This is a genomic window from Nostoc sp. DedQUE04 (assembly GCF_034530995.1).
Lineage (GTDB): Bacteria > Cyanobacteriota > Cyanobacteriia > Cyanobacteriales > Nostocaceae > Nostoc.
The window spans coordinates 102,712-106,227 of the sequence record NZ_JAVRCA010000026.1 but is presented as its reverse complement, the minus strand read 5'-3'; the positions used below and the strand labels follow the sequence as shown (position 1 = coordinate 106,227).

At 41.0% G+C, this 3,516-nt stretch carries 2 protein-coding genes; both read left to right on the top strand.

Going from position 1 to position 3,516, the window contains the following annotated elements:
• Positions 1-268 precede the first annotated feature (268 nt).
• On the top strand, positions 269-661 hold the full coding sequence (locus tag RM049_RS19340) for a beta-lactamase hydrolase domain-containing protein (RefSeq protein WP_322672670.1): 393 nt from the start codon (positions 269-271) through the stop codon (positions 659-661).
• A 204-nt stretch (positions 662-865) separates the two neighbouring features.
• Positions 866-3,289, top strand: a complete 2,424-nt coding sequence (locus RM049_RS19335) for a sucrose synthase (RefSeq protein WP_322705299.1) — start codon at positions 866-868, stop codon at positions 3,287-3,289.
• Positions 3,290-3,516: the final 227 nt, after the last annotated feature.

Sequence of the window (3,516 nt, the reverse complement as noted above, 5' to 3'; positions counted from 1 at the left end):
CATCTTGAAGAAGATGAGGAAAAACTACGGGTTTCAACGTAGACGAGGTTTATGTACGATGCGTAAGTCCTAATCACGACTTTTCAAACATCTTCTTAGAAGCAGGAATTACTCAACTCGAACAGCAAACTTTCTCACTGCACGATCTGATTCACCATGCTCAATGCTCCAATTCTCTAGACTTTGATGATTTCCTCACAAGTTCCTCAAATTTCTTTGCTAGGGTTAAAGCTAGGGCAATGTCGGCAAAATGGAGTTAATCCGGCTGATGAACATTATTAGAGAAATTAATCGTGAGTTAGCGATCGCAGGACAAATTACACTAGCTCAGCTGCAACAAGTAGCTGATGAGGGTTATAAGTGTGTAGTTAATCTACGTTTGGCTGACGAAACAGGCTGGCTGGCTAATGAACGGGAAAAAACTGAACTTTTGGGATTGTATTATGTTAATTTTCCAACTGAATGTGAAGACATTAATCATCAAAGTACGCTCCAGATGTATCAGACTATCACTGAATTACCCAAACCGATTCTGATACATTGTGATAATTCAATTCGTTCAGCTGCAATAGTATTTTTGTATATAGCCCTAAAACAAGGTATAGACTTTGAAAAAGCACTGCAAAAAGTTATTAGTTTAGGTTTGATATCTAGAGTTTAGACCTTAACGCAAAAGATACTCTTTTGCCCTTTTCTCCCACTTCCTCATCCCATAGATTTGAAGTTCTTACAGTCTTTCATCCCAGAGCTAGACGCAAAGATTTTTATAGTAATTTACGATCGTTTGGGGAATATACCTCAGCAAACCGAAAACTGGAAAGAAAAATGAGGTTATTACCTAACTAAATTTCTGGAATTCGTCATCATGTATGAACTAGTTCAAGCTCTCTCCAACGGTGATGAGAAAACTGCTCTACATCAGTTGATTTATACGTTGAGTGCTTCAGGTAAGAATTACTTCCTAAGAAATGAGATTTTGCTCTTCTTTGCTGATTACTGTCATCAATCCCAAAAGCCAGCCTATTTTTATCACTCTTCTTCTGTTGGCAAACTAATACAATATACCCACGAAATCATTCTCGAAGAGGGAAGAACTTGGTTTGTGATTCGACCGAGGATTGCGAATCAACAAGTTTGGCAACTGACAGCCGATTTTAGCAGGTTCGAGCAGATGACGCCTCAAGCGCTGTTAGATGTGAGAGATCGTTTAGTCAACCGTTACCAACCTCATATCCTCGAAATCGACCTCCACCCCTTCTATGAGAGTTCTCCAAGAATTGACGATGCGAGAAATATTGGTCAAGGTTTAGCCTTTCTCAACCGTTACCTGTGCAATCAATTGTTGACTGACTCTGAATATTGGGTAGAAATGTTATTTAAAGCATTACATAGGCTGCAATGCAATGATATTCGCCTGTTATTGAGCGATCGCATTGACTCCGGTATTCAGTTAGCCAAACAAATTAAGCTAGCGCTCAAATTCCTGAGCGAGCGATCGCCTGATGAACCTTATGAAAAATTCCGCTTCGATCTCCAAGAACTCGGCTTTGAGCCGGGTTGGGGTAACACTGCGGCGCGAGTTTCTGAAACTTTAGAACTCCTCGACCGACTCATTTACTCTCCAGAACCTGCCATTTTAGAAGCTTTTGTGGCCCGCGTCCCCGCCATCTTTCGTGTCGTCCTCGTTTCTGTCCACGGCTGGGTTGGACAGGAGGATGTTTTGGGAAGAGATGAAACACTCGGTCAAGTTATCTACGTCCTCGAACAAGCTCGCAGCCTAGAAAACGAACTGCGCGAACAAATCAAACTCGCTGGACTCGACCAGCTAGGTATTAAACCCCATGTGATTATTCTGACTCGATTAATTCCTAACTGTGAAGGCACATTTTGTAACTTGCCCTTAGAAAAAGTCCAAGATACTGAAAATGCTTGGATATTGCGCATTCCTTTTGGTGAATTCAATCCAGAGATTACGAATAATTGGATTTCTAAATTCGATATTTGGCCTTATTTAGAGCAATTTGCTGTAGATGCAGAAAGAGAATTACTAGCTCAATTCCAAGGCAAACCTAATCTAGTTGTTGGCAATTACAGCGATGGTAATTTAGTAGCCTTTCTGCTATCTCGCCGGATGAAAGTTACCCAGTGTAATATTGCCCACTCCTTAGAAAAACCTAAATATCTATTTAGCAATTTATATTGGCAAGATTTAGAAGATAAATATCATTTTTCGGCACAATTCACCGCCGATTTGATTAGCATGAATGCAGCTGACTTTATCATCACATCGTCCTATCAAGAAATTGTCGGTACGCCTGATACCATCGGTCAATACGAGTCATACAAGTGGTTTACGATGCCGCAGTTGTATCATGTAGTTGATGGCATTGATTTGTTTAGTCCTAAATTTAACTTCGTGCCGCCGGGAGTAAATGAAAATCTTTTCTTTCCCTACAGCCAAAAAGAAAAGCGAGATCCTAAACTTTGCACAGAAGTTCACGACTTACTCTTTAGCCGCGAAGATCCACAAATTCTTGGTTATTTAGAACGCCCCAATAATCGCCCAATCTTTGCCCTTGATACCATCAATTCAATCAAAAATTTCACTGGTTTAGCTGAATGTTTTGGTAAAAGTCAAGCGTTACAAGAGCGTTGTAACCTGATTCTATTAACTACTAAACTGCATTTACACGAAGCTAGCAACCCAGAAGAAGCAGAAGAAATTCAAAAACTCCACGACATTATCGACCAATATCATCTTGATGGCAAGATTCGCTGGGTGGGGATGCGTGTTCCTAGCCGGGACATCGGCGAAGCCTACCGAGTAGTTGCAGATTCTCAAGGAATTTATGTCCATTTTGCCCGTTTTGAATCCTTCGGTCGGAGTATTTTGGAAGCGATGATTTCTGGCTTGCCAACTTTTGCTACTCAATTTGGCGGTTCTTTAGAAATTATCGAGAACAAAGAAAACCAATTTAATGTTAATCCTACAGATTTAGAAGGAACAGCAACGAAAATTTTAGACTTCCTTGAACAATGCGATACTCATCCTGAATACTGGCAAGAAGTTTCAGAATGGATGAGTCAGCGAATTCATCACAAATATAATTGGCATTTACATAGCAATCAATTACTACTGCTTGCTAAAATGTTTAGTTTTTGGAACTTTGTTGCTCCCGAAAATAACGAAGCTAGAGATCGCTACATGGAAACCTTATTTCATCTCATTTATAAACCTAGAGTCGAAAAGATTTTGGAAAAACATCAGGGAGTGGGGAGTGGGGGATGAGGGGGATGAGGCAATACGGTTCGGTTAAGATCCCCCCGCCTACGGCGACCCCCTTAAAAAGGGGGTAAATAGGAGGAAAAGCCCCCTTTTTTAAGGGGGTTGGGGGGATCTCCGAGAGCCAAATATACTAACCGAACCGTATTGGGGGATGAGGGGGATTAAAGACTTGTTCATCCACCTCTGAACTCCGTTAATCCACCTCTGAACTCCGTTAATCCACCTCTGAA